The organism is Kocuria carniphila (assembly GCF_004136555.1).
In the GTDB taxonomy this organism is placed as follows: domain Bacteria; phylum Actinomycetota; class Actinomycetes; order Actinomycetales; family Micrococcaceae; genus Kocuria; species Kocuria carniphila.
In genome coordinates this window covers 65,757-91,775 of sequence record NZ_NOIT01000017.1, presented here as the reverse complement: position 1 = coordinate 91,775, position 26,019 = coordinate 65,757, and the positions used below count along the sequence as shown (strand labels likewise).

Below are 26,019 nucleotides of genomic sequence, written 5' to 3'. Positions count from 1 at the left end.
CGAAACGCAGGGTGTCAACCTGTGGTGAGTCAGGTTGGAAGGTTGATGCCGACTAGCTTCGCTGGTATCGGGGTGCGGGGTCTGATGCGGAAGCGGTGTGGGTGTTGCTCGTAGTAGTCCTGCAGTGCTTGATCGCGTATCTGCCATACCTGCTCCCAAGACCCGTCTGCGACTTGAGAAGGTGTGAACAGCGCGATCCCCGAGTGCTTGTGCTCGGTGTTGTACCACTTGACGTAGTCGGTGAGATAGGTTCTGGCCGCTTGTAGGGTTTGGAAGATTCGAGGGTACGAGGGCCGATACTTCATGGTGCGAAATCCTGCCTCGGAAAATGGGTTGTCATTGGAGACATAGGGCCTGTTATGCGAAAGCCGCACTCCGTGCTCGGTCAGGGCCGCGCGCAGGGTGTTGGAACGCATCGCTGCCCCGGAATCGGCATGGACGACCTCGGGTGCACCGTGCTCAGCGATCGCGGTGGCGAACATGTCTACGGCGAGATGATCGGCTTCGCGTTCTTCCACCCGCCAGCCCACGATCTGGCGGGAGTAGATATCGGTGATCTTGTAGGCCTTGAACACGATCCCACGCCACGGGGAGAACAGATCGGTGATATCCCAGGACCACGCCTGCCCGGGGGCGGTAGCGGTGACCACCGGGACTGGGCGCGGGCTCTTGTGACCGGCGTGGGTGGGGATCTTCGGGCGCAGTGCCTGATACTTCAGCTCACCAGCGATCCGCCACCAGCTGCGCCGCGAGCCCAGCATCACACCCTCGTCCCAGGCTGCGGCAAAGGAGTGATCTACCGAGACCTGTTTCGACCAACCATCGAGGATGCGTTCTTCGATCTGCTCGCGCTCACCCCGGCTGAGCCTGGAGGGGTAGTCTCGCTGTGATTGCGGGATCGGATCAGCACGAGCGGGCCGGCGGTGGTGACGGTAGTGCCACGTCGAGCGTGAGAGCCCAGCCAACGCCAGCGCCTTGCGTTGGGAGCCCAGCACCGCACTGAGCTGGGTAATCAGCTCATTTTCGGCTTGGAGGAACTGTTGGGTTTGGTCGTCTTGGGCGTATCGGGCTCTCGCTCGTTGATCTGATGCAAGAGCCCGATAGCTTTTCCCAATGCTTCGTTCGTGGCTTCGAGCTCACGTACCCGCGCTCGTAACGCTTGGTTCTCTGCCTCGCGCTGTTCCCTGTGGTGGGAGATTTTGCGCCATTGGCTGGGAGAGGTCATGGAACTACCCTCTCGTGGAATCAGTCCCCGGTCGAGATCACCATCGAAGATCGCTTTGCGCCACCGACTCATCCGCTCCCGCGAGAAACCCCGCTCTTGCATCCACAATTCCTTCTGCCCGTGCGCTAACCCCACGTATTCAAACACCAGATCACGGATTTCATCATCGGTGTACCCTGCAGAAATCGCCATCTCAAACCCCTCACTGATCATGACCACCATGACTCACAACCAGTCTGACAATGGGGGAAACGGCACTTTTACGGACTCAAAAGTTTGGGCCAAGAACTGAGACCGCCCCACGCCACCCGGAGCGGGTGAAACTGGCGTGAAACGGTCTCAGTTCTAGCTATGCGTCAGAGAACGGGTTACTTGTTGGCCCGGATCTCCGTGACCACCCGATCCATGGACGGGCTGTGGTTGCCGAAGCGGTGCATGGTGATGGACACGGCCTGCTCGGAGAGCATGTACATCAGCTCGATGCGTCCGGTACCCACCACGTCGTCCGTGATCAGGGCGATGTCCGGGTGCTCGGCGCGAACCTCGTAGAGCGGCTTGAGGTCATCGTCCGTGCCCTCCCACGGCTGGATCACACGGACGCGAGCGCCGTGGTCCACGTTGAGGTCGGTGTCGTTGAGGATCTCCTTGTCGGACAGCTCCGCGAATGCACCCAGCGAACCGGCGCCCAGTGCATGGGCGAAGTCAACATCCGAGGCCGGCGAGAGCACCGTGGTGAACAGCTGCCCCACCTGCTCGGGCAGCTTCTCCGACGGGCTGAGAATCACATGCGAACCCGAACGCGAGGCCGCAAGACCCACACGCAGGATGTCGGTCAGGGATGCGCCCTCTGCCGCGCGCACGATCACGGTGCGAGGACGGTAGCGGAACAAGTTGGCCTCGCTGACCAGGGCCGTGGGGTCCTTGACCTGACCGAATTCACGCTGCCACTCGGACTGATCGGACATCGCGGCGCGGCGCAGCCACACCTGATCATCTTCACCAACGAGGGGCAGAACAGCATCCAGTCCACGGTGCACGCGCGGCTCCAAAACCCACGCGCCGGCCGCACTGCGGTCCGAACCCGAGGACGTGAAGTCTTCGCGGCACCAGCGACCCAGCGACGCCAGGTAGTTGGGTCCACCGGCCTTGGCACCCAGGCCCACCGACGAGCGCTTCCAACCACCGAAGGGCTGGCGCTGCACGATGGCGCCGGTGATACCGCGGTTCACGTACAGGTTACCCGCCTGAACACGGTCCACCCAGTGCAGGATCTCGTCCGCATCCAGGGAGTGGATGCCGGCGGTCAGGCCGTAATCCGTGGCGTTCTGCAGCTCGATGGCCTCGTCCAGATCATCCGCGCGCATCAGACCCAGCACCGGACCGAAGCACTCGGTCAGGTGGAAGAACGAACCGGGCTTCACGCCCGTGCGGATACCGGGACGCCACAGCTTGCCGGAGTCATCCAGCTGCTCGGGCTCGATCAGCCATTCCTCGCCGGGCTCCAGCTCGGTGAGTGCCTTGAGCAGCTTGCCCTCGGGCTTCTCAACGGTGGGACCCACGGAGGCCTGCAGGTCATCGGGCCACGCAACCACCATGGAGGACGCGGCGTCGATGAGCTGGCGGCGGAAACGATCGGACGTAGCGACCGAGCCCACCAGGATGCCCAGCGAAGCCGCCGAGCACTTCTGGCCCGCGTGACCGAACGCGCTGGACACCAGATCCCACACGGCCTGGTCGCGGTCGGAGCTGGGGGTGATCACCAAGGAGTTCTTACCTGAGGTCTCCGCGGTGAGCGGGCGCTCGGGGAACCACTTGGCGAACAGCTGAGCGGTCTCGTACGCGCCGGTCAGCACCACGCGCTGCACGTCCGGATGGGAGATGAGGGTCTTGCCCGCATCACCTTCCACGGCGTCCACGAGCTGCAGCACGTCGCGGGGCACACCGGCCTCCCACAGCGCCTCACAAATGGCGGCCGAGCAACGGCGGGTCTCCGGGGACGGCTTGTGAATCACGGCCGAGCCGGTGGCCAGCGGTGCCACGGTGGTGCCGGTGGGGATCGCGATCGGGAAGTTCCACGGCGGGGTCACCACGGTCACGTGGTGCGGGGTGAACTTACCGCCGTCCACGAATTCCAGCTCCAGCGCGCGGCGCGCGTAGTAGCGGCAGAAGTCCACGGCCTCGGAAATTTCCGGGTCGCCCTGCTCGAGCACCTTGCCGGTTTCGGCGCCGGCCACGGCCAAGAGATGGCCACGGCGTGCGGCCAGGATGTCGCCTGCGCGGTTGAGGATCTCAGCGCGTTCGCGGGCGGGGGTGTCCGCCCAGGTCTTGCCGGCAGCCTTGGCGCGCGCGACGACGTCGTTCACGGCCTCGACAGCCTCGGTCGAGTCGTCCTCGACGTCCTTGAGCACCTCGGGAACGGGCAGGTTCTCGAACCATTCCTTGTCCGCGATATGCGCGGCGATCTTCTCAGCCCATGCTTGGTTGGCGCGAGTGGAGATGTCCGTGTCCGGCTCGTTGCGGAACGGCTCGTCCAAGGGCTGGGTGGGCTCATCGCCCACGGTCTCCTGGGAGCGGTCCTGCGTACGGCTGGGCGAAAGCGCCTCCGGGTCCGTTTCGACATCCTCGAGGGCCGCACGGAAGCGGTTTTCCTCGCGCTTGAAGATCCGGTTGTCCGGGGACAGATCGAAGATCCCGGACATGAAGTTCTCGCTCGCGGAGTTCTCCTCGAGGCGGCGCACCAGGTAGGACACGGCGACGTCGAACTCGGTGGGACGCACGGCCGGAACGTAGAGCAACAGCTGACCGACGTCCGTGGACACGGCTTCACTCTGCTCGGTGGCCATGCCCTGGAGCATCTCGAAATCGATCCGGTCCGTCACGCCACGCTTCTTGGCGAGCAAGTGGGCGAAGGCGATATCGAAGAGGTTGTGTCCGGCCACACCCAGCTTGAGGCCGCGCATGCGCTCCGGGGTGAACAACCAGCTCAGCACGCGCTTGTAGTTGGTGTCCGTGGCCTGTTTGGACGGCATGGTCGCGATGGGCCAGTCGTGCATCTCCGCGTCCACGCGCTCCAGAGCCAGGTTGGCGCCCTTGACCAGGCGAACCTTGATCTGGGCACCGCCATCGGCCACGCGCTTGGCGGACCAGTCCGAGAGCCGCTCCACGGCACCCAGGGCGTCCGGGAGGTAAGCCTGCACCACGATGCCGGCTTCCAGGTTCTTGAGCTGCGGCTTGTTGAGCAGACGCTGGAAGACCTCCATGGTCAGTTCCAGGTCCGAGTAGATCTCCATGTCCAGGTTGATGAACATGGTGCCGGTCTCCTTGGAGGCGGCGGCCTCGTACAGCGGCAGCAGACGCTCGACCACGCGGTCAGCGGTGCGATCGAATCCCCAGTGGGACAGCTGCGGCACCACGGAGGAAACCTTGAGGGAGACGTAGTCCACGTCCGAGCGGTGCAGCAGATCCTTGGCGTCCTTGAGGTGCTTCTTGGCTTCCTGCTCGCCGAGCACCTCTTCGCCCAGGAGGTTGATATTGAGGCGGTGGCCCTGTTCCTTCATGGCCTTCACGGACTTGCCGAAGGGGCCGGGACGGGCGTCCACCACCATGTGTCCCACCATCTGGCGCAGGCGGGTACGCGCGGCGGGAACCACGATGGACGAAAGCTTGTCCGAGAGCGCGGTACCGGCCTTGATCTGGGCGCGGTCCACGGCGGACATCGATTCAGGGGTCAGCTTGGCGATGTCCTGCAGCGCCTTGGCCGCGGCCTTGGTGTCTTCCGTGCGGATCACACGATCCACGAAGCCCACGGTGAACTCCAGCCCGTGCGGATCCTGCAGCACGGTGGCCAGGCGGTCCTCGGCGGGGTTCTTCTGGGAACTACGTTTCTTGTTGTCCTGCGCACGGTCAAGCCACTGGCGCACCAGGTCTACGGACGCATCCGCGAGTTCGCGGGGATCGCTCAAAGCGGTGATGTTGCTGGTCATCGCAGCACCTCCAGGATCTTGGCCCGGCTGAGATACCGAGGCATTCCCTCGGTCACCAGCCGAGGTGATCCGGGCCCTGCATGGCTGGTCTACCAACGCTATCGTGTTCAGCACCCTGATGAGTAGTCGAGATCACAGGATGACGAAAAGTAACATTTTAGTCGCGTTCCACGGTCAATTTTCAGGCGCCGACGCCGCCGCTTACGCGTGCTCGGTCAGCCCCGCCCCGCTCAACCTCACACCTCGTTCCTTGCAGACCCGATCTGACTGCCTGCGGTCCATCGACATCCACGAACCGAACCCCACGCAGTCTCAGGTGACGGAAATGGACCCGCACGGTCTGGCGGGAGGCGGTTCCGGCGGACGATCTGAGACATTTTCACGCCAGCGCCCAATTCTGAGTCATGCCCAAGCCGCAGATCGTCCCCGCCAGTGGCTTAAGAATGTCTGGGATCCACGTACTGGCCTTAAAGTGGCTCAGATCTCTAGGCCTCCATTCTCGGCGCCGCTCACGCCGCCCAACCTGCCCACCGCAACAGTGCCGCGGTCAGGGCTCCAAGGATCACCACCGCAAGGAACGGCGCGCGCAACCACAACGCGATGCCGGCCACGATCAATGCACCCACGCGGGCATCGAGGACCAGTGCGGTTCCGCTGGCAAAGGTGTTCATCACCACGAGTGACGCAAGCAGACCCGCGGTGACCAGCCCGGCCAGGCGAGGAACGAGCGGGTGGTCCAGAACGGCGTCGGGAACCAAGTACCCCACGAGCTTGGTGACGTACGCGATCGCGGCGGCACCCAGGACCCAGAACCACATGCTCATGAGCGTGCCTTCTTCCGTGCGGATCGCGCGCCGATCAGACCCCAGGTCAGTGCGACCACGGCGGCGACCAGTACCGGGATACCCGAGGGGACCAGCGGGATGCAGATGGCCGTGACCACCCCGCACACCACGGCAACGGCCAGGGGTTCGCGTTCGCGCAACCGCGGCCAGAGCAACCCCAGGAAGGCGGCAACGGCGGCGCCGTCGAGACCCCACTGCCCGGGATCACCCACCGCGTCACCCAGCAGTGCCCCGACTGCCGTGAACAGATTCCACAACAGGAATACACTCACGCCGGCCACCCAGAAGCCGCGCTTGCGCTCCAAGAAGGTGGGCTGTGCGGAGGCCGCGGCATTGGATTCGTCAATGGTGATCTGGGCGGCGATCAGCTTGCGCCAGGACTGCGGCCGCAGCAGCGCATTCATGGTCATGCCGTACACGGTGTTGCGCACGCCCAGCAGCGAGGCAGCGCCCAGGGCCGCGGCTCCCCCACCGCCGCCGGAGAGCACACCGATGAACGCAAACTGCGATCCGCCCGTGAACATCAGCGCGGACAAGGCTTGCGTCTGCCAGAACGTGAGCCCCGCCGCGATCGAGAGGGCACCGAAGGAGATGCCGTACAAGCCCGTGGCGATGCCCAGCGACAATCCCACGCGCACCGCGGGTGAAGAGCGCCAAGGAATAACCGGTTCTGCGTGATCGGAGCCGGCAGAAACGGCGGAAGAACCACTCACGATTGCGCGGAGCTCCTGCCCTGCATGACTTCCAGGGTGTCGAGCACGCGAATGAGGTTGAGGTGCGACTCAGAGTGCGGGAAGTTACCCGTGGCACGGCGTTCCGAGGTCGAGAACGTGGTGGGCAGTAGACCCAGCTCGTTGGCAGCTCCGAGCACGGTGTCCAGCAGTTTCACGGCCTCCTCCACGCGTTCGCAACGGGCCAGTTGGTCCGCGAGCTGGAGTGTTGCCGAGACCGACGGCGCGGCCTGACCCGCGAAACCGTCCTGACCGATCGAGGACGCGAACGCCTCGACGTCGTCCAAATCCGTGAGCTGAGGCAGGTTGCGGTAGCGGTGCAGCAGCCCGGAACGATCCGTGAGTTCCTTCTGGATCCGGGCCACCGTGCCCAACATGCGCTCATCGTCATATGCGACGAACCCGACCTTGGGCAGTTGCAACAACGAGGCGTCCACGGCAGTGGAACCGTAGTACTGCACGAACGATCCGACCTCCGGGTCGTAACCGTTGGTCCAGATCTCGTGGGCCAGCTGATCGCGGTGTTCTTCCCAGGTCTCCACGTCACCGGGCAGGCCGTGAATGCGCACGGCATCCACACCGGCCTGCAGCGCGGCCCACATCATCACGCGTGTGTAGGTGTAGTGCTGCGGCTCGCCGCGCATCTCCCACACGCCCTGATCCTTGTCCTCGTAGTTGGCCACCACGGCGCGCAACAAGCCCTGCTGCAACGGCCAGGACAGGTGGTCCTCCTGGACCCCGCGGCGTCGGAGGCGCTCGAAGACCACGAGCACGTGACCGGCAACGTCCGCCTGGTACTGCGAGCCGGCGGTGTTGCCCTCGCGCACCGGACGGGCGCGCTCGTAACCGGGCAGATCGACCAGCCGTTCGCGGCCCACCACGGAACCGTCCAGTCCGTAGACGTTGGAGGGGTGGTCCACATCCCCGGCGACGGCGCGCAGCAACCAGTTGCGCAGCTGCGCTGCCTCGCGGTCGTGCCCGTGGTCCAGCATGATTTCCAGTGCGAGGGCGGCATCACGGGGCCACGACAAGCGGTAGTCCCAGGTGCGGTCCCCGCCCAGCACCTCGGGCAGCGACGTGGTGTCCGCGGCGATCAGGCCGCCGGTCGCCTGGTGCATCATGCCGCGCACCACCAGCAGGCTGCGGCGGATGATGTCCTCGCGAGCGTCCTGGGTGACGGTCAGTTCCGCGGAGCGTTCCGCGTCCGTGGGGGCGCGCTTGGTCTGCTCCCGCTCAGCGAGCTTGGCCTCGGTCGCGGCCGGATCATAGAGCGCGGACCACTCCTGCCACAGGTTCAGCGTGGCAGTCAGGGTCTCGTTGACGTCCATCGCTTCCGGCGGCGTGCTGTGGGACGGGAACCACGTGAGCGAGAAGTCCTTGGTTTGGCCCGCCGCCACGGTGAACGTGCCGGCATGCCGACGCTTGGTACGGTCCTCGTCCGCCTCGGGCAGCGGATCGCCACGGAAGACGACGGCGTCCGGTCCGGCCATACCCACCAGCACACCTTCCGTGTGCTCACCGGATTCGTCGCTCTCCTCCACGTCAAAGCGGCTCAGCCACGGCACCGAAGCACCGAAGTTGAAGCGCAGGCGCACGTCCTGGAAGATCTCGACCTCACCGGTCAGGCCTTCCACGCGGCGAATCAGCGCGGTGCGAGAGGACAGCGGCATGAAGTCCGTGACACGCACGGTACCGGTCTCCGTGGTCCACACCGTGTGCAACACAAAGGTGTTCTCCGCGTAGAAGCGTTCCACAGCGGTGACGCCCGGGCGGTCGAGGTCGACCTCACCGTCATCGTCCACGGCGCACGCCGGCGCCAGCAGCCACCGGCCATTGTCCGGCGTGCCCAGCAGGGACGCGAACATCGCCGGGGAATCAAAACGGGGTGCACACCACCAGTCGACGGAGCCCGTGCGGGACACCAACGGGCCGCTGCGCATGTTGGACAGCAGCGCGTAATCCTCGATCCATGAAGCCATGGGTCCAGAATTTCATACTCGCGGGGTGGACTCATTCGGTCACGGTGATCTCGTGACAGCTTTCACTTTGGTGGGCGCCCACGCAGTTTGGGTGACAGACGTTCCGGATCGTTTGCGCACGTCGCGTTCCTCATGTGAGCGCTTTCCCGTGTCATCCCATCCAAATCGCTCGTAACTGGGGACACCACGGTGATTGTTCGTGAAATCTACGCCTTGGTACCCATGAGTCATGGGGATATCACGACGGGGACTTTTCAAGGCAGGAACAGCAGCGGCCGGGGGCGCGGTTCTGGTGGGCTACCAGTCGGCAGCCCACGCCACGGACGCCCCACCCCGTCTTCCACAGGGCATCAGACCCTATCGTGAGCTCTACAAGAACTGGGACGGCGCCATTGTGGCCGCCGAGCTCTGGTCCTACGACGTGCGCAATGCACAGGAAGTCGTGACCCTCGCCAACTGGGCCCACGCGAACGGGTGGACCATCCGCGCCCGCGGATACCGCCACAACTGGTCACCACTCACGGTCGCTGAAGGCACTCCCGCAACCGCCAAGGTTCTACTGCTCAACACCACCAAACACATGGATTCCTGCTACATGCACGGCACAACGGTGGTGGCTCAGGCCGGAATTTCCATGAACTCACTGGTGCGCCACATTGCCGACCGCAAGCGCGGATTCACCAACATGCCAGCACCGGGGGATGTGACCGTCGCGGGCGTTCTGGCCGTCAACGGTCATGGCACCGCACTTCCGGCCAGGGGTGAGAAGCGCCAGCAGGGTGCAACGTTCGGCTCTCTGTCCAACACGGTGCACGCGCTCACGGCGGTCGTGTGGGACGAGGCCTCCGACCAATACACGCTCAAGACGTTCCAGCGCACCGATCCGGAGATCGGACCGTTCCTCACCTCCATGGGCCGGGCCTTCCTCACTGAGGTGCAGCTTCAGACCAACCCCATGGAGCACTACCGCTGCCGCACGTGGACGCACATCTCCGTCAGGGATCTGTTCGCGGCACCGGAGAAGGCGGGGCACTGGTCACTGTCCTCGATGATCGACCGCGTGGGTCGCGTGGGCCTGATCTGGTACACCTTCACCGACAAGCCGTGGATCCAGCAGTGGGAGGTGGCGCCGCGCAGATCCTTTGGTAGCCGCCCCACGATCACCCCGTACAACTTCCCGTTCGCGGACCGCCTGCCCTCTCCCGTTCCAGAGCTACTGGGACAGGTCGTGGCCGGCAACCAACACCTTGCACCGGCCTTCAGCAAAGCCGTCTACGCGACCACCGCCACGAGCCTCACCACCACCCTCGCCCGGGACATGTGGGGACCGGCCCATCACTTTCAGCACTTCGTGAAACCCACCACGCTGCGCGTCTCCGCCGGTTCACACGTGTTCATCACCCGCCGCGACCAGCTGCAGCGCGTGGTGCACGAGTTCACGGAGTTCTTCTCCGCGAAGCTCAAGGAGTACCAGGACCGCGGGGAGTTCCCCATCAACTCGTGCATGGAACTGCGCATCACGGGCATCGACGATCCCGGCGAGGTGGATGTGGAAGGCGCTGTGGCGCCGTCGTTGTCCGGAATCGCGCCGGTACCCGGGCGCCCCGAGCTGGACACCGGCGTGTGGCTGGATGTTCTGACACTGCCCGGCACGCCCGGCCAGGAGAAGTTCTTCCAGGAACTCGAGCACTTCATCGGCCTGGAACTGACCCGCTACGGCGTGGCTCGCCCCGAATGGGCCAAGCGCTTTGCGCACACCGAGCGCGGTGCGTGGACGGACGAGTACCAGCTCAAGGAACTCATCCCGTCGCTCGTGCCCGGTTGGGATCACGCCAAGGCCACGTTCCACAAGTACGACCCGCACCGGATCTTCACGGCACCCCTGCACGACGCGATGGGGATCTAGCCGCCACAGACCTCCGCGGGTCCGTCACCCGCGAGGACACCCGCACCAACTCGACACAGGAGACAGACATGAAGAAGCACGTGACCACGGTTGCCGCAGCCTCCACCTTGGCCGCCATTTCTTTCGCGGGTATGCCCGCCGCCAACGCCGCCGCACCCGCGGTGCAGTCCAACGTGAGCTACTCGGTTCCCACCTCGCCCAATCACGACCCGTCCCTGGCCGTGATTCCGTTCTGCAAGCCGTGGCTGCTGCCCTCTTGGCTGGCCGGCAACTTCGGTGATCACGGCAACGACATTTCCGCAGCGATCCGTTCCGGCAATATCGGCGGCCTGTTCCGCGCTATCCCGCAGTACGCCTTCAACGACGCCGCTTTCCACCTTCCCGCGACCTTCCGCACCTTTGGTGGTTGCTTCTAAAGAACGGTGAGGGGATCGCCCTAACGGTTCCCGAACTATTCGGAGCCCGTCCCGGATGTCTGCGGGGCGGGCTCTTTTACACCTTGCCATATACCCCTTGGGGGTATAAATTGAAGGCATGAGCACCGAAGAAGCAGCAACTCACGGATACACCCAGGACAAGGCCGCATACAGCAGGCGCCTCAAGCGTATCGAGGGTCAGGTGCGTGGCATCCAGCGCATGATCGATGAGGATACCTACTGCATTGACGTGCTCACCCAAATATCCGCCATCCAGTCCGCCCTCAAGTCAGTGAGCCTGGGGCTCATGGAGGAACACCTGGGTCACTGTGTGCGCCACGCGGTGGAGCACGCCCATGACACGGGTGACACGACCGAGATGGACACCAAGCTCGCGGAGGCCAACGCCGCCATCGCCCGCCTGGTCAAGAGCTAACCCAACCCCCAAGGACTAAGGAGTCTCCCCATGAACACCACCATTACCGTCTCCGGCATGACCTGCGGCCACTGCGTTTCCTCCGTCAAGGAAGAGCTCGCCGAGGTCGACGGCGTGCAGTCCGTGTCCGTGGACCTCAACGCCGGCGGCGAATCCCCCGTGACCATTGAAAGCACCCGCGAGCTGACCTCTGAGGAGATCGCCGCAGCAGTCGAAGAAGCCGGTTACACAGTTGTCTAATCAATCCACTCAATCCCCCGTCACGGACAACCAGGTCCACGGCCCGCTGCGTGACTTGGACCTTCAAATCAGTGGGATGACCTGCGCCTCGTGCGTGGGTCGCATCGAGCGCAAGCTGCGCAAGATCGACGGCGTGGATCCCGCGGTCAACCTTGCCCTCGAATCCGCGTCCGTCAAGGTTCCGGAGAACATCTCGGACGAACAGATCGTCGACACCATCAAGAAGGCCGGTTACGGCGCGGAAATCACGGGCGGGGCCTCCTCTGCTTCGTCACACGAGGGTTCTGACAACACGAACGACGACGCCGCTGCCTCCCGTCCCAGCCGCGGCGACCGCACTGCACAGGTGGGTTCAACGACCGCGACGCATACGGGGGCCTCTGGTGCACCCAAGGCCTCCGAGGCTGCCGGGACGCCCGCAGCGGAAGGTGAGCGAGCGGCGTCGTCGGCCCCCGCAGAACGGGAGCTGGAACGCAACACCGATTCGGCTGACCCGGCCGCCGATATGTCCCCCGCGGACAAGCGCCGCCGAGACTTGGGAATCCGGCTGATCGTCGCCGCGATCTTCTCGGTGCCCGTGTTCGTCATCTCGATGATTCCGGGCGCGCAGTTCCCGCACTGGGGCTGGGTCGCCGCGGCGTTGACGCTGCCGGTCGTGACGTGGAGTGCGTGGCCGTTTCACAAGGCCACCGCCATCAACGCAAGGCATTTCTCCTCCACCATGGACACCCTGGTGTCGATGGGTGTGGCCGCCGCCTACCTGTTCTCGCTGTGGCACCTGCTCGTGGATCCAGGGATGACCGCGCACGCGCACCCCGGTCAGGCCATGGACATGTCCAGCCATCAGCTGTACTTCGAATCCGCGGCCATCATCACCACGTTCCTGCTGTTGGGCCGGTGGCTCGAGGCTCGTGCGAAGGCTCGCTCGGGTGAGGCACTCAAGGCGCTGCTGAACCTGGGCGCGCAACAGGCGACCGTGCTCAACGACGACGGAACCGAGCGGTCCGTCCCCGTTGAACAGTTGAAGGTGGGCGACCGCTTCGTGGTTCGTCCGGGCGAGAAGATCGCCACGGACTCCGTGGTTGTGACCGGCGAATCCGCCGTGGATGCCTCCATGCTGACCGGGGAATCTATCCCCGTGGAGGTCGGCCCGGGTGACGAGCTGACCGGCGCCACCGTGAACACCACGGGACGCCTGGTCGCGGAAGCCACTCGTGTGGGCTCCGATACCGTTCTCGCGTCCATGGGTCGTACCGTGGCTCGCGCGCAGGCGACCAAGGCCCCCGTGGCGCGCCTGGCAGACAAGATCTCGTCCGTGTTCGTACCCGTGGTCATCGGCATTGCCCTGCTGACCCTGGTGATCTGGCTGCTCGTGACCGGCAACGTGGATCAGGCTTTCGTGGCTGCGGTCTCCGTGTTGGTCATCGCGTGCCCGTGTGCGCTTGGTCTGGCAACTCCCACCGCCCTGCTGACCGGCACGGGTCGTGGCGCTCAGATGGGCATTCTCATTACCTCCGCGGAGGTGCTCGAGGATTCCCGCAACGTGGACACCATCCTGCTGGACAAGACCGGCACCGTAACCCGCGGTGAGCTGTCCGTGACGGCCGTGAACTCGGTGTCCCAGTGGTCCAAGGACCAGGTGCTGGACTTCGCCGCGACGGTCGAGGACTACTCCGAACACCCGATCGCTCGGGCCATTGCGGATGCCTCGTCGCAGCGCTTCCAGGTAGCTCGCTTTCAGTCCGCGCCCGGCGGCGGCGTGAAGGCATATGTCGCTGACGGCATGCAGTCCCGCTCCGTGGTGGTGGGTCGCGAACAGTGGCTGGCCAAGAACGGTGTCCGCCTGTCGGAGACCGATCGTGAGGCCCTCGAGCACGCTCGCGCGGACGGTTTCACCACCATCCTGGTGGCCGTGGACGGCAACCTGGCCGGCCTGATCGACCTGCAGGACACCATCAAGGAAGAGTCCGCTCAGGCAATTGCACAGCTCAAGGAACTGGGCCTGCGCCCAGTCTTGCTGACCGGTGACCACTCCGCCGTGGCACGTTCCGTGGCGGAACAGGTGGGCATCGCCCCGGAGGATGTCATCGCGGATGTCACCCCGGACGGCAAGGTTCAGGCCGTGACCGACCTGCAAAAGCAGGGTCGCGTGGTGGCCATGGTGGGCGACGGCGTCAATGACGCCCCCGCGCTCACCCAGGCGGACCTGGGCATCGCCATGGGCTCCGGTACGGACGCCGCCATGCAGGCCGCGGACATCACCGTGGTCCGCAGCGAACTGACCGCCATCCCCACCGCGATCAAGCTGTCCCGGAAGACCCTGGGGATCATCAAGTCCAACCTGTTCTGGGCCTTCGCCTACAACGTGGTGGCCATCCCGGTGGCTGCGCTGGGCTTCCTCAACCCCATGATCGCCGGTGCCGCCATGGCCTTCAGCTCCGTGTTCGTGGTGCTGAACTCCCTGCGGTTGAAGCGGTTCGGGCGTTAGCTCATACTGATCGATTGCGCAGAAGAACGCCCTGGACTGTGATTCACAGTCCAGGGCGTTCTTCTGTATTCAGGTGCGGATCAGCGAGCGCTCGAGCCCGGTTCCTCACCCTTGGTATCGGGGCGCACGCGCTGGCCGTACTGGGGTTCGCCGTTAGTCTTGGAGTCGGCAGCACCGGAAGTCTTGCGGGGCGACGCGGTCCCCGAACCCTCGCCACGTGCCTGCTCCGCCTGACGGCGAGCCTTGTTTTCCGCGAACAGCTTGGCGGAGGAACGGTTCACGCCGGTACCTTGACCGAGTTCGGGGTCGTTGGGCTTCTCCAGGAGCATGAGCGTGGAGCACACGACCACGGACGCGATGAACGCGATACCCGCGGCGATCAGACCCAGCCCCACACGAGCAGCGTTGTCGGTGCCGCCCGCGGCCGCTACCGAGACCACCACGAAGGCGACGACTGCCAGCACGGCTGAGATGACAAGGGGACCCTTGATATCAGTCTTGCGACGGCCGTTGTGCTCGGTGCGCTGGGCCACGTGAATCCTCCTACGGAAACTAGCGAAAAATTGTTGAGATCGACTGATCAGTCTACGCCGTTTATCCGGCCACTATCAGGGGAGCCCGCGCGGTCCGCTGCGAGCGCATCGTGCCGCAAACTCAGGGCCGCAATGAATTGGGTAACGCCAATGATGATGGCCGCGCCACCCACAACGCCCAGCTCCGCTTTGGCACCCAGGGTCTCCACGAGCATCATGCCCATGCCTGCACCCACGGTCACCAGACCGCTGAGGGCCCAATCCCTGCCGAGCGGGAAACTCTGGCGGAAACGCAGGCCCAGCGCGAGTTCCAGAATGCCGCAGAGACCGAGAACCATGGTGGCCAGCAGCACGAACAGCCAGTTCTGCGGCGCCATGATCGCGACGAGCGCGCCGCCCAGAATGTAGAGGATTCCCGCGAGCTGGGGGATGTTGGCCAAGGAGCCGAGGTCGACGTCCCCACGGCCCTTCATGCGGAAGTGCAGGAACAGCCACGCGCCACCAGTACCGACCAGGAACAGGCCCAGGGCCCACGGTGCGGCGTTCTCGGTGGGTTCCTGCCAGAAGATCGTGACCGCGCCGAACACCAGCGCGACCAGGGCCCGAACCAGCGTGGGCACCCACAGATCGTGCCGCACATCCGTTCCGTTGCGATGGCCGCCGGATGCTCCGCCGCGGGGGGACGGGATCTGCTGAGACACGCGAAATACTCCTCATTGGCGGGGTGGGACCGGGCCAGTCTAGCCTTGGCCCCATGGAGCTCGCTCAAACCGAACCCCGTAAACCAACGGCCAAGCTTTTGCTGCTCTCCGGGGGCATGTTCGTCGGCATGCTCATCCACGTGGTGGCCACCTTGGGTGCGCTGGGCGTCTTGGTCTCCTTCGCGTGCGTCATCGTCGCAGCAATCGTGGCGCTGTCGCATATCAGCGTGGGCAAGAAGGCGGCACCCGCGAAGCTCGCCGCCGGGACGTGGGGTTTGGTCGCCATGTCGATCGGTGCGGTCGCCGGTCTCGCCAGCTTCTTCTTCGAAGCGGGAGCCCCACAAGCCTCCGGCTCCGCATGGGTGGCCGTGGTGGCGTGCCTGCAGATCGGGGCGGCTGTGCTCATCATGATTCCCTGCCTGGTGATGCGAGCCTCCGCCCGCCGAGCCATGGGCGACTATGGCGACGACACCCTGACACCCCCGCTGTACATGCCCTGACCACACAGTCAGCTCCCGAGCACGTTTCGCAGCACTTGTAATCCTTTTTCCAGCTCGGCGTCCGACGCCGTCAGCCCCAGCACCAGCCCCTCGCGCAGGTCTGCGCGCGGTTGTTCGGCCGGTACGGCTTCTGCGGTATCTCTGGCGGGCGTCATCGTGCGCGTTTCAGCTCGGGACGCCGACGCCGCCCAGTACTCTCCCAGCCCGCTGACCAGGACCCCGCGTTGGGCCGCCCCCGCGACCGCCACAGCTTCTCTCGGCATCTCGATCACGGCGTGCGAACCACCGGCCATGGGCACCACGGCCACACCGGGAAGGTCCGCGAGGGCGTGAGCGATGAGCGAGCGGCGTCGGCGATAGGCGCGGCGCATCCGAGCGGTGTGGCGCTGCAGGTGACCCGAGTCCATGAACCGAGCGATCGCTCGCTGAGCCACGGCCGAGACCGGTGATCCCAGTTCCGTGCGCAAGGTGTGCAACCTTGGAAGCAGGTCATCGGGTGCCACCAGGTGTCCCACGCCCACCCCGTTGCCCAGCACCTTGGTAAAGCTGCCGAGGGTGACCACGGTGTCCCGATCGGCATCCAGGGCGGCGAGCGCGGGCAAGGGTTGGCCGGTGTAGCGCAGCTCGGAGTCGTAGTCGTCCTCGATGACCACGGCCCTGTGCCCCCGAGCCCATCGCAACAATTCCAACCTCCGGCTCACGGGCATAGTGCCGCCCAGCGGGTACTGATGCCCCGGCGTCACGACCACCGCGTCCGGAGTTTCGACCACATCCCACGTACCTGTTCCCGCCCACTCGCCGGTGGGGAGACTGCCCGGGTTCAGACCGAACTCGTCCACGGGAATCGGTATCGCAATGTGCCCGGTGGCTTCCACGACCCGGCGCAGTGCGGAGTAGCCGGGGTCTTCCACGGCCACGCGTAGACGGCGTCCGCGTAGCGCGCCCAGGACTCGCAGCACCAGCTGAAGTCCGTCGCGGGCACCCGCAGTAATGACTATGTCGTCCGGTTCCCTCACCACCCCTCGGTTCAATCGCAAGTAGTCGGCCAGGTGCTGCCGCAAGGGCACGGCCCCCGCATCGGCACTTGCGGCATCTCGCCACGCACCCCGCCAGGCCGGGGTGTCCAGTTCGGCGATGACCGCTTTGCCGGGCCGCAGGTCGATCTGACCCGTATCTGGAACGCTACGTCGCGTGCGGGTGGAGCGGGGCGGCGTCGTCGAAATGGGGAGTTCGCTCGCCGCGGGGACCACGCGAACGTCCGGGGCAATGCGCGTGGCTCCGCGGTCGGCGGTGAGATACCCCTCGCCCGCGAGGACGTCCCACGCCGTGACCACCGTGCCGCGCGAGATCCCCAGCCGCTCCGCCAACACCCGCGAGGACGGCAACGGATCACCCGCGCACAGGACTCCACGCGCTACCAGGTCACGGACTTGACCGACGAGTTGCTCGCCGAGCGAGACGCCCGAAGACCGGTCGACCGACAGCGGCACATCCACCGCGCGCGCATGCCGCATGTGTTCCTCCAAAGTGGACTACTGGAATTACTCAATTATGGATCTGTTACCGGGCCACTTTCACGCGCAGCATGGTCAGCATGACTCACACCGTGCACTCTCCCGCTGACAACAAGACCCCCGTGACCGGATCCAAGCTCGTCAAGAGCGGGCTGGCCGACATGCTCAAGGGTGGCGTGATCATGGACGTGGTCACCGCCGAGCAGGCCAAAATCGCCGAAGATTCCGGCGCCGTTGCCGTGATGGCGCTCGAACGCGTGCCCGCGGATATCCGCGCCCAGGGTGGCGTGGCCCGCATGAGCGACCCGGACCTGATCGAGCAGATCATCGATACCGTATCCATTCCGGTGATGGCCAAGGCGCGCATCGGCCACTTCGTGGAGGCGCAGGTTCTGGAGCACCTGAAGGTGGACTACATCGACGAGTCCGAGGTGCTATCCCCCGCTGACTTCGTCAATCACATCGACAAGCACCGCTTCACCGTGCCGTTCGTGTGTGGTGCGACCAACCTGGGCGAGGCGCTGCGCCGCATCACCGAGGGCGCGGCCATGATTCGCTCCAAGGGCGAGGCCGGCACCGGCGACGTCTCCGAGGCTACCCGCCACATCCGCACCATCCGCTCGCAGATCGCCGAACTGCAGGGCCTCTACACCGTCTCCCCGGACGCCCTCTACGTCAAGGCCAAGGAACTGTCCGCCCCGTATGAACTGGTCGTCGAGGTGGCTCGCACCGGCAAGCTGCCCGTGGTGCTGTTCACCGCCGGCGGCATCGCCACCCCCGCCGATGCAGCGATGATGATGCAGCTGGGCGCGGACGGTGTGTTCGTGGGCTCGGGCATCTTCAAATCTGGCAACCCGGCCGAACGCGCCCGCGCCATCGTGGCCGCGACCGCCTACTACGACGATCCCGCCCGCATCGCCGAAGCCTCTCGCGGCCTGGGCGAGGCCATGGTCGGCATCAACGTGGCAGACCTGGCCGCACCGCACCGCCTCGCGGAGCGCGGCTGGTGACCCAACCGGTCGTCGGCGTGCTCGCCCTCCAGGGCGGGGTGGCCGAGCACCTGGCGATGCTCGAGTCGCTGGGTGCTCGGGCGATCCGCGTCCGGTCCGCTTCGGATCTCCTGGGGAACGACGGCGCTCCGGTCGTCCACGCGCTCGTCCTCCCCGGGGGCGAGTCCTCCACCATGGATCGGCTGTGCAGTGCGTTCGGACTGTTTGGTCCGCTGCGGGAAGTGATCGCAGCGGGGCTGCCGGTCCTGGGCACGTGTGCGGGGCTCATCATGCTCGCCTCCCAGATCGAAGATCCGGCGCCGGGACAACAGTCGCTGGGAGTGCTGGATGTGACAGTGGCTCGGAACGCGTTCGGTTCGCAGGTGGACTCGGCGGAGGTGCTGTTGGAGTGGATGGGTCCTTCAACGACTCCCGACCACCTCGACTCCCACCCCGGCGACTCAGCTAGTCACGCGGATACGGGCGATACCGCAGAAGGTCACGTCGATGTGACTGATGCCGTTACTGGCCACCTTGGACGGGCGTTCGACCTTGTTTCCGGCCGCGCCGCTTCGGATGCCGACGTCGCGTTGGCCCCGAGCGGCGTCGTCCGTGCGGCATTCATTCGCGCGCCCGCAGTGACTCGAGTCGGTGACGGTGTAGAGGTGCTGGCTCGCTATCAGGAGTCCGTGGTCGCGGTGCGGCAGAGCAATATCCTGGCCATCAGCTTCCACCCCGAACTCACCGGGGATGTCACGGTGCACGAGGAATTGTTGGGTCTGGTTCGCTTGGAAGCCGCCGTATAGGCGTTCCGGTTTTGTGCAATAATTTGAGGCACTTCATCGAGCAATCCCGAAGGGCCGACGACCATGAGCCAGCTTGCACCGCTTCCTCAGCCGCTTGTTATTTATCCCGATAATGCCGCCGAGTACCTAGAGCGTATGGGTCTCCGCGTCGCACAAATTGATGAAGCGATCGCAACTGGTGAGAACGCCTCGGGCAATACAAGTAAATATGCCCCTATCATCGCTGCGGGCATCAACCGCTGGACCAATACCGTGGCAATGCTTCGCCAACGTCTGACTGAAGATGGGGACTGGACTTATACGGATCCTCAGAATCGACCAATTGCCGTTGACCCGACCGGGAAGTACCAGATCTCTGTGGCTGGCGGCAATAATGCGACCGGAGACCCTGACCCACTTGTAGTCCCCCAGGCCGCTCGCAGAAAGGGTCGAGCCACAGCCGACTCGGTAGACCGAAATCAACAAGTGCTTTTCGCACTAGGCGACCTATCCATGATCGACCAGCCCCTCAGCTCAAGCGAACAGCCGCCGTCGGGAGCATGGGTCTTGCTTTATCACCGGGCCGAGGGAGAAATCCGTCGTGAACTTTCGCGCCCTTCGGGGTTCGACAAGCAACTCGGCCAATTCACGGGCTGGGACGTCCGAGTAATCCTCGCGCCGCTGCAAGATGACACGGTGCTGGAACCGAACATCACAGACATTGGCGGGGGTGACGTTGACTTCAACATCGCCTGACGGGCTACTGAGTCCTGACCGCATCACGCTCGCTCGAATGCGAAGGGGGTTGACCAAGGTCGAGTTGGCTAACATCTTGGACGTCACCGAGCGCACGATCCACAAGTACGAAACTCGGGGAGCCCCGCGCGCCACAACGGAACCGCTAGCCTCCGCTCTCGAATTCCCAAGTGACTACTTCTCACGCTCCCGTGCACCCAGCGTTGAATCCCACGGCGTGAATTTTCGAGCTGGCCGATCCACGACCCGGAGTGAGCGAGACGCCGCGATCGCTGCGGGCGCCTCCGGCATGGAGGTCAATGACTGGATCTCAGGTCATTTCGTGCTGCCCAAAATCGATGTGCCTCAGCTCGGTGAGGAGACACCTCAATTGGCCGCCATCATGCTCCGTGAGGCATGGGGGTTAGGAACTAAACCTCTACCCAATTCGATTCAGCTCTGCGAATCCCATGGCATCCGCGTATTCGGTTTGCCACCCCTTGCCGAATCCGTCGATGCCTACTCCCTGTGGCACGGGGATGTTCCCTATATGTTCCTGGCTCGGCGAAAGACTCCTGAGCGCACTCGATTCGACGTTGCCCACGAGCTCGGACACCTAGTCCTTCACAAGCATCGTGAGGTGGAAACCACATCCCAGCAAGAAGACGAGGCCAACAGGTTTGCGTCAGAGTTCTTGATCCCCCGGGACAGTATCGCTGAGTACCTCCCGAGGAACCCCACGATCGACGACATTTTCAAGATCAAGAACGCGTTCAAGGTATCGGCCATGGCGTTGACCTACGCGGTCCATAAAGCTGGTCGGATGACGGATTGGATCTACCGCACAACGTGCAACAAGCTGGGTCAACTAGGTTATCGAACCGGAGAGCCCAACGGCATGGACCACTTCGAGCAATCCAAGGTCTTTCCGCAGGTTTTCGCGTCCGAGAAGCACGGCCAGGTTGACGTGGATCGAATCGCTTCAGAACTCTCGCTGCCCGCGGATGATGTTCACGCGTTAACACTGGGGTCCCAGCTGCGAGTGGTCGGGGCGACGGCACCGAAGGAGGGCCCTCAAGTCAATCCGCAGCCCGATCCATCGCCACGAAGACACCTACACCTAGTGCGCTGACAAATTTGGCAGAGGTACGCATTGATTCGACCGGAAACGCTGCGTACCTCTGCCAATAATGTCGGCCATGCGGAATGGTGCCCCAGATGTCACCAAGGCACGCCCTCGACGCGAAGCTCTGCCCTAGATGTCTGGGGGATCCGCCTACCATGCGAAACGCTGCCCCAGATGTCACGGGAGTCCGGCTTAGGTGCGAAGCTCTGCCCGAGATGTCCCAGGTGTCCGCGTTAGAACTGGCGTTCCCGGTCAGAAGCTTCCGGACGCGCCTCCGCCACTGAATCCTCCGCCGCCTCCGAACGATGTGCCAGCCGAGCCGGACGAGCCGCTCGACGAAATGGAGTGGTTGGTGCCGCTGTAAATGGCCGGGTACATCACGTAGAGCGGCAGCCAGCTCTGGAACGTGGATGCGTACTGCACATCCCGCTCCACGCCATCTTGATCCTTGGCCTTGGGCGGTTTCTTGCTGTCCTTGGGCGGTTTGCGGTGGTTCGAGCGGTACTTGTAGTACCGCTTGCGCACCTCGTCCGAGATCTCCTCGTCCGGGTGTTCACACTGATACCGCTCGATCTCCCGGTCGGCCTGCTCACGAACCTTCTTCTGGTCCTTGCTCCACCACACGATGGATCCAGCCACCACGGCCACGACCAGGCCCGCGATCCCGAGGAGCACCCACATGACGATGTTGCCCGTCCGCTCGCGGTCCGCGGCAGCCTGCGCCGCCGCCTCCGGGTTGGATTGGTCGTACACCGAATCCAAGGTCGCCGTGAAGGCCTGGGCGTACTCCTCGTCCCGGAAACCGGGCTCCAGCTGGTCTTCCATGATGTCTTCCGCCGTGGCGTCCGAAAGTACCTCGCGGGCACCGTCGGCCACCTCGATCCGCAGTTCACGCTCATCCATGTCCGCGACGATCAGCACGCCGTTGTTCCGACCGGCCTCCCCCACGCCCCATTCGCGAGCGGTTTGCCGGGTGAAGTCTTCGAAATCGCCGTCAACGCCGTTCACCGTCAGCACCGCCGCGCGGATGAACTCGTTCTGTTCGTTTCCGCGGCCGATCCTCTCGTTGATCCGCTGCTCATCGGTATCGGAGAGGATGTCGGCCTGGTCCAGTACCGCTCCGGAGTCCGGGCGCGGTGGCACCTGGGCGGCGCGAGCGGCGTCGGCGGACCAGGCCACCAGCGATACCGCCGCGAGGAGCGCGAAGATGGAGAGCACGAACCAGCGAAAGACGCTGCTGGAACGCGAGCTCGTCAGGGTCAGCATGATGCCTCCTTGGGTACGACTGCTCCCAGCGTAGGCACCGCGCAACCCGCAAAGGATCAGCCCGGGGCATGAAATCGGCGCCCCGCCTCACGGTGGAGCCGGAACGCCGACGTCGCACGGAGACTACCCCGCGCCAGGTTGCCTAGCTTTCGCGGTTCGGCACGATCATCAGTGGTGACTCGGTATCTGCCAGCACGGATTGGGAGACCGAGCCCATGAGCAGGCCGCGGAATCCGCCGTAACCGCGCGAACCCATGACCAGCAGGTCAGCGGTGCGGGAAGCATCCACCAGAGCATCGGCCGGACGGCCCTGCAGCACGCGAGTCACGATGTTCAGATCCGAGTACTTGTCACCGAGTTCCGCCGCTACCTGGTCCGTGAGCTCTTTGGCCGGAGCCAACAGCTGTTCCTGAACCGCGCGCTCCAACTCGGAGGAGTTCATGGGCAGGTAGCTGGTGGTCGGAACCACGCTGACCACGGCGAGGGTGAGACCGTGGGCCCGAGCGTAATCGGCGGCCACGTGCACGGCCTTGTTCTTGGCACCGAGCTTGTCCACGCCAACCACCACGGCGCCCTCGAAGGATTCGTCCTCCGAGCGGGATTCACGCTGAGCCGGGTTCCAACTCTCCGGCAGGATCACCACGGGAACCGGTGAGTGCGAGGCGGTCGCGGCCGAAACCGAACCGACGCGGCCGCGCACGCCATGTCGGCCACGCTTGCCCATGACCACCAGGGAGGAATCCTTGGCCTCGTACACGATCACACCCGCGGCGTCACCGCGCTCGATGATGCCCTGCACCTGCACACCGGCATCCTTGGCCTTGGCCACGGCCGCACGAGCGAGCTTCTCGGATTCTTCCTGCACTGCATCCAGGAAGGGGCCGTACAGGGACTGATCCACACCCACGGGGCGACCGGTGGAGACCACGATCTTCAGCGGGATCTCCTGAGCTGCTGCTTCCTGGATGGCCCAGTCCAATGCGCGTTCGCTGTAGTCGGAGCCGTCGTATGCCGCCACGATTCGTTGTGACATCTGTTTCGCACCTGTTTCTGTGTGTAGTGAATGGATGCTGTTGGGGCTCACTTGCCGCTGGGAACCACCATGACGGGTCCGGCAGCCGCACCGAGCACGGACTGGGACACGGAACCGAGCAGCAGACCGGTGAAGCCACCGATGCCGCGCGAGCCAACCACCACCAGATCCGCGGTACGGGTGGCCTGCACCAGCACGCGACCGGGACGACCCAGGAACCCGTGACGAGTGACCTTAAGATCCGGGTTCTGCTCCGCGATATCTTTGGCGATCTGGTTGAGCTTCCGCACGGACTCGTCGAAGTAGTAGGTCTGGTTGTACTGATCCTGGAACCAGTCCGGGGTGCCGGACAGGGCACCGTTCACGGAGACCAGGCTCAAGGTGGAGCCGTGGGCCTTGGCGTACTCGATGGCCTGTGCGACGGCGGGGTTCTTCTCGCCAGCAGCGTCCACGCCGACCACCACCGATCCGGTGAAGTCCATCTCGGAAGCCGGGGTCCGGGTACCGCCCTGGGACTCCTCTTCAGAAACGTGGACGTCCTTGTGGTGGGCGGATTCACGAGCCGACTCCACATCGGAGCTGTCATCCTCTTCGCGCGGCGGAACCACGATCACGGGCACGGGGCTGTGAGCCGCAACGGCTGCGGACACCGAACCCAGGCGGCCACGCAATGCGCCACCTTTACCGCGCTTACCCATGACCACCAGGCTGCAATCCTTGGCGGCCTCGATGATGGCCTTGGCGGCATCGCCCTCGCCGCTGGCAGTATCGACTTTCACGTCGGCCTGCGCCACGCGGTCCTGAGCCGCTTTGAGGTTCTGGTCGTTTTCGGCAGTCACTGCCTCGCGGAAGCGGCGCTCCAGGCCGGGATCTCCCACACCGACCACCGGGAAGGCTCCAATGAGGCGCACGCCCACGTTACGAACACGCGCTTCTTCAATGGCGCGGTCCAGGGCGCGGAGTGCGATTTCGGAACCGTCAATACCCACCAAGACGGGGCCGTTGACGGATGCGGACTTGGTGTTGGGAACGTCTTTGTTCATGCCTTAAGGATAGTCGATTCACCCTCATAAATAGAGACGCACACCACTCGTTTTGCCCGCCGAATCGCCCGGTTGGCGCCCCGGGAAGGAGGCGAGCGGCGTCGTCGTCGATCGAAACCGGAATGTGGTCAGGCCATGGCGTACATCCACCGGTCGCTGCGAATCCGCCAACCCAGCGTGAGCGCCCGCGCGCCGATGTACCCGCCCGCGTACGCGATCCACAGCCAGGCCATGCCCGCGGTGCCCCCACCAGCGAACTGCATGACCGCCCACAGCAGCGGCGCGTAGACCACGATGTTGATCAGGCCGGCCAGCGCCAGGTAGCGGGCGTCGCCGGCGCCGATCAGCACGCCGTCGAGCACGAACACGTACGCCGCGAGCGGCTGCCCCACCGCGACCACAATCAACGCGATCCCGAACAAGTACTGCACGCTCTCCGACTGCGTGAACAGGAACCCCAGATGCGGGCCCACAAAGCCCACGATCAAGCCCGTGACCACGCCGAATCCCAGGCCCCAGCGGATGAGGCGATGCATAAGGTGGCGTACGCCTTCCCGCTCGCCCTGTTGGCCTAGGTCGCGGGCGCCCAGCTCCTTACCCAGCAGGGCTTGGGCGGCGATCGCGAGCGCGTCGAGAGCGAAGGCTAAAAAGTTGAAGACCGTCATGGTCAGTTGGTACGCCGCCAGATTCTCCGCGCCCTGGGCGGTGGCGACCACGACGGTCGCGAGGATTGCCGCGCGCAGTGAGAGGGTGCGGAGCATGAGCCAGGAGCCGACCGTGAGATGGCCACGCACGCCGCGCCAGCCGGTGGTCAGCCGCACGTTCTCCCTGCGGAACTGTTTGCCCAGGAGCACTAGATAGGCAATCGCCATGCCCCACTGGGTGATGCTCGTGCCCATCGCGGCACCGGCCACGCCCAGATCCGCGCCGTAGACGAGCACGACGTTCAGCCCGGCATTTACCGCCGCACCGATGCCCGCGATGATCAGCGGAGTTTTCGTGTCCTGCAGTCCGCGCAGCACGCCCATCGCGGCCAGCACCACAAGCATGGCCAGCAGTCCCGGCATGGACCACACGAAGTACGACGTCGCGTGCTCCAGCACCTCACCCCGCGCACCGAGCGCTTGCAGCAGGGGCCTGCCGGCGAGAATGCCTGCGGTGGCGAGAACTACCCCAAGATCAGCTGCGGTCCACAGGCCGTCACGGCCGGCCTCAAGTGCCTGTTTGAGTCGGCCACCGCCGAGATGCCGGGCCACGGCGGGGGTTGTCGAGTAAGCGAGAAAGACCATCAGCCCGACCACGGTCTGCACCACGGTCGCGGAGATCCCCACGCCGGCGAGCTGCGCGGTTCCCAGGTGCCCGATGATCGCCGAATCCGCCAGCAGGAACAGCGGCTCCGCAATCAACGCACCGAACGCAGGAACCGCGAGCGCCAGGATCTGACGGTTGAGGGAGCGGGTGTCGCGGGGCGCTGTCGCTTCTTTGGCTTTTGCGGGTTCTGTGGCTGGGGATTCGGGTTCGGACTGCACCAGTCCAGGGTAGCCA

At 64.7% G+C, this 26,019-nt stretch carries 23 protein-coding genes; 10 read left to right on the top strand and 13 right to left on the bottom strand.

All coding sequences use genetic code 11. The annotated features are described in order from the left end of the window. Window positions 1-29: 29 nt before the first annotated feature. The 6 genes from EWV37_RS12930 to EWV37_RS12905 all read right to left on the bottom strand — a co-directional run bounded on the left by EWV37_RS12930 (window position 30) and on the right by EWV37_RS12905 (window position 8,763). Complete coding sequence (locus EWV37_RS12930) at window positions 30-995, bottom strand: IS3 family transposase (RefSeq protein ID WP_016997263.1); 966 nt, start codon at window positions 993-995, stop codon at window positions 30-32. Window positions 996-1,012: 17 nt separating this feature from the next. After that, entirely contained in the window at window positions 1,013-1,447 is a 435-nt protein-coding gene (locus EWV37_RS12925; protein ID WP_129702065.1) for a hypothetical protein, read from the bottom strand. A 146-nt stretch (window positions 1,448-1,593) separates the two neighbouring features. Continuing rightward, the gene (locus EWV37_RS12920; RefSeq protein ID WP_129702063.1) at window positions 1,594-5,208 is read right to left on the bottom strand and encodes a bifunctional proline dehydrogenase/L-glutamate gamma-semialdehyde dehydrogenase; all 3,615 of its coding nucleotides are present in this window, start codon (window positions 5,206-5,208) and stop codon (window positions 1,594-1,596) included. 509 nt (window positions 5,209-5,717) lie between these two features. Then, window positions 5,718-6,032 (bottom strand): AzlD domain-containing protein, encoded by a 315-nt coding sequence (locus tag EWV37_RS12915; RefSeq protein WP_016996847.1) that lies wholly within the window; start codon window positions 6,030-6,032, stop codon window positions 5,718-5,720. Further along, window positions 6,029-6,766 (bottom strand): AzlC family ABC transporter permease, encoded by a 738-nt coding sequence (locus tag EWV37_RS12910; RefSeq protein ID WP_129702061.1) that lies wholly within the window; start codon window positions 6,764-6,766, stop codon window positions 6,029-6,031. Before EWV37_RS12910 ends, EWV37_RS12915 begins: the two co-directional genes overlap by 4 nt. Beyond that, the gene (locus EWV37_RS12905; RefSeq protein WP_129702059.1) at window positions 6,763-8,763 is read right to left on the bottom strand and encodes a glycoside hydrolase family 15 protein; all 2,001 of its coding nucleotides are present in this window, start codon (window positions 8,761-8,763) and stop codon (window positions 6,763-6,765) included. Before EWV37_RS12905 ends, EWV37_RS12910 begins: the two co-directional genes overlap by 4 nt. 229 nt (window positions 8,764-8,992) lie before the next feature. Here EWV37_RS12905 and EWV37_RS12900 point away from each other — a divergent pair, with 229 nt between their 5' ends. The 5 genes from EWV37_RS12900 (at window position 8,993) to EWV37_RS12880 (ending at window position 14,249) form a co-directional block, all read left to right on the top strand. Further along, window positions 8,993-10,669, top strand: a complete 1,677-nt coding sequence (locus EWV37_RS12900; protein ID WP_129702057.1) for a cholesterol oxidase substrate-binding domain-containing protein — start codon at window positions 8,993-8,995, stop codon at window positions 10,667-10,669. A gap of 68 nt (window positions 10,670-10,737) precedes the next feature. Next, window positions 10,738-11,085: a hypothetical protein gene (locus tag EWV37_RS12895; protein WP_129702055.1), complete on the top strand. Its 348-nt coding sequence runs from the start codon at window positions 10,738-10,740 to the stop codon at window positions 11,083-11,085. A gap of 118 nt (window positions 11,086-11,203) precedes the next feature. After that, window positions 11,204-11,521 (top strand): metal-sensitive transcriptional regulator, encoded by a 318-nt coding sequence (locus EWV37_RS12890; protein ID WP_193554320.1) that lies wholly within the window; start codon window positions 11,204-11,206, stop codon window positions 11,519-11,521. A 30-nt stretch (window positions 11,522-11,551) separates the two neighbouring features. After that, a complete protein-coding gene (locus tag EWV37_RS12885; RefSeq protein ID WP_016996842.1) occupies window positions 11,552-11,761 on the top strand; it encodes a heavy-metal-associated domain-containing protein in 210 nt (69 codons plus the stop codon). 76 nt (window positions 11,762-11,837) lie between these two features. After that, window positions 11,838-14,249, top strand: a complete 2,412-nt coding sequence (locus EWV37_RS12880; protein WP_193554321.1) for a heavy metal translocating P-type ATPase — start codon at window positions 11,838-11,840, stop codon at window positions 14,247-14,249. An 80-nt stretch (window positions 14,250-14,329) separates the two neighbouring features. On the opposite strand, the gene EWV37_RS12875 is transcribed toward EWV37_RS12880, so the two are convergent. Both EWV37_RS12875 and EWV37_RS12870 read right to left on the bottom strand, forming a co-directional pair. Continuing rightward, a complete protein-coding gene (locus tag EWV37_RS12875) occupies window positions 14,330-14,782 on the bottom strand; it encodes a hypothetical protein (RefSeq protein WP_129702049.1) in 453 nt (150 codons plus the stop codon). 47 nt (window positions 14,783-14,829) lie between these two features. After that, window positions 14,830-15,483 (bottom strand): DUF308 domain-containing protein, encoded by a 654-nt coding sequence (locus tag EWV37_RS12870; protein ID WP_238663265.1) that lies wholly within the window; start codon window positions 15,481-15,483, stop codon window positions 14,830-14,832. A 53-nt stretch (window positions 15,484-15,536) separates the two neighbouring features. On the opposite strand from EWV37_RS12870, the gene EWV37_RS12865 reads away from it, so the two are divergent. Then, window positions 15,537-15,983, top strand: a complete 447-nt coding sequence (locus EWV37_RS12865) for a hypothetical protein (protein ID WP_129702047.1) — start codon at window positions 15,537-15,539, stop codon at window positions 15,981-15,983. A gap of 8 nt (window positions 15,984-15,991) precedes the next feature. Here EWV37_RS12865 and pdxR read toward each other — a convergent pair whose 3' ends face one another. Then, the gene (pdxR, locus tag EWV37_RS12860; RefSeq protein ID WP_129702046.1) at window positions 15,992-17,497 is read right to left on the bottom strand and encodes a MocR-like pyridoxine biosynthesis transcription factor PdxR; all 1,506 of its coding nucleotides are present in this window, start codon (window positions 17,495-17,497) and stop codon (window positions 15,992-15,994) included. Between the two features lie 71 nt (window positions 17,498-17,568). On the opposite strand from pdxR, the gene pdxS reads away from it, so the two are divergent. The 4 genes from pdxS (at window position 17,569) to EWV37_RS12840 (ending at window position 21,138) form a co-directional block, all read left to right on the top strand. Then, window positions 17,569-18,507 carry a pyridoxal 5'-phosphate synthase lyase subunit PdxS gene (pdxS, locus tag EWV37_RS12855; protein WP_380098019.1) on the top strand — a complete coding sequence of 313 codons (939 nt, stop codon included), beginning with the start codon at window positions 17,569-17,571 and terminating at the stop codon, window positions 18,505-18,507. Further along, the gene (gene pdxT, locus EWV37_RS12850; RefSeq protein ID WP_202976219.1) at window positions 18,504-19,292 is read left to right on the top strand and encodes a pyridoxal 5'-phosphate synthase glutaminase subunit PdxT; all 789 of its coding nucleotides are present in this window, start codon (window positions 18,504-18,506) and stop codon (window positions 19,290-19,292) included. The genes pdxS and pdxT overlap by 4 nt, the downstream gene beginning before the upstream one ends. A 63-nt stretch (window positions 19,293-19,355) precedes the next feature. Next, window positions 19,356-20,027, top strand: a complete 672-nt coding sequence (locus EWV37_RS12845; RefSeq protein WP_095798699.1) for a hypothetical protein — start codon at window positions 19,356-19,358, stop codon at window positions 20,025-20,027. A 37-nt stretch (window positions 20,028-20,064) separates the two neighbouring features. Beyond that, window positions 20,065-21,138, top strand: a complete 1,074-nt coding sequence (locus EWV37_RS12840) for an XRE family transcriptional regulator (RefSeq protein ID WP_238663264.1) — start codon at window positions 20,065-20,067, stop codon at window positions 21,136-21,138. A 246-nt stretch (window positions 21,139-21,384) separates the two neighbouring features. Here the strand turns inward: EWV37_RS12840 and EWV37_RS12835 are convergent, their stop codons facing one another. From EWV37_RS12835 to EWV37_RS12820, 4 genes are all read right to left on the bottom strand, one after another. Next, window positions 21,385-22,398 (bottom strand): TPM domain-containing protein, encoded by a 1,014-nt coding sequence (locus EWV37_RS12835; protein WP_095798700.1) that lies wholly within the window; start codon window positions 22,396-22,398, stop codon window positions 21,385-21,387. 142 nt (window positions 22,399-22,540) lie between these two features. Continuing rightward, a complete protein-coding gene (locus tag EWV37_RS12830) occupies window positions 22,541-23,431 on the bottom strand; it encodes a universal stress protein (RefSeq protein ID WP_095798701.1) in 891 nt (296 codons plus the stop codon). Window positions 23,432-23,478: 47 nt separating this feature from the next. Continuing rightward, window positions 23,479-24,474 (bottom strand): universal stress protein, encoded by a 996-nt coding sequence (locus tag EWV37_RS12825; RefSeq protein WP_095798702.1) that lies wholly within the window; start codon window positions 24,472-24,474, stop codon window positions 23,479-23,481. Window positions 24,475-24,602: 128 nt separating this feature from the next. Beyond that, window positions 24,603-26,003: an MATE family efflux transporter gene (locus EWV37_RS12820; RefSeq protein WP_129702043.1), complete on the bottom strand. Its 1,401-nt coding sequence runs from the start codon at window positions 26,001-26,003 to the stop codon at window positions 24,603-24,605. Between the last annotated feature and the right edge of the window lie 16 nt (window positions 26,004-26,019).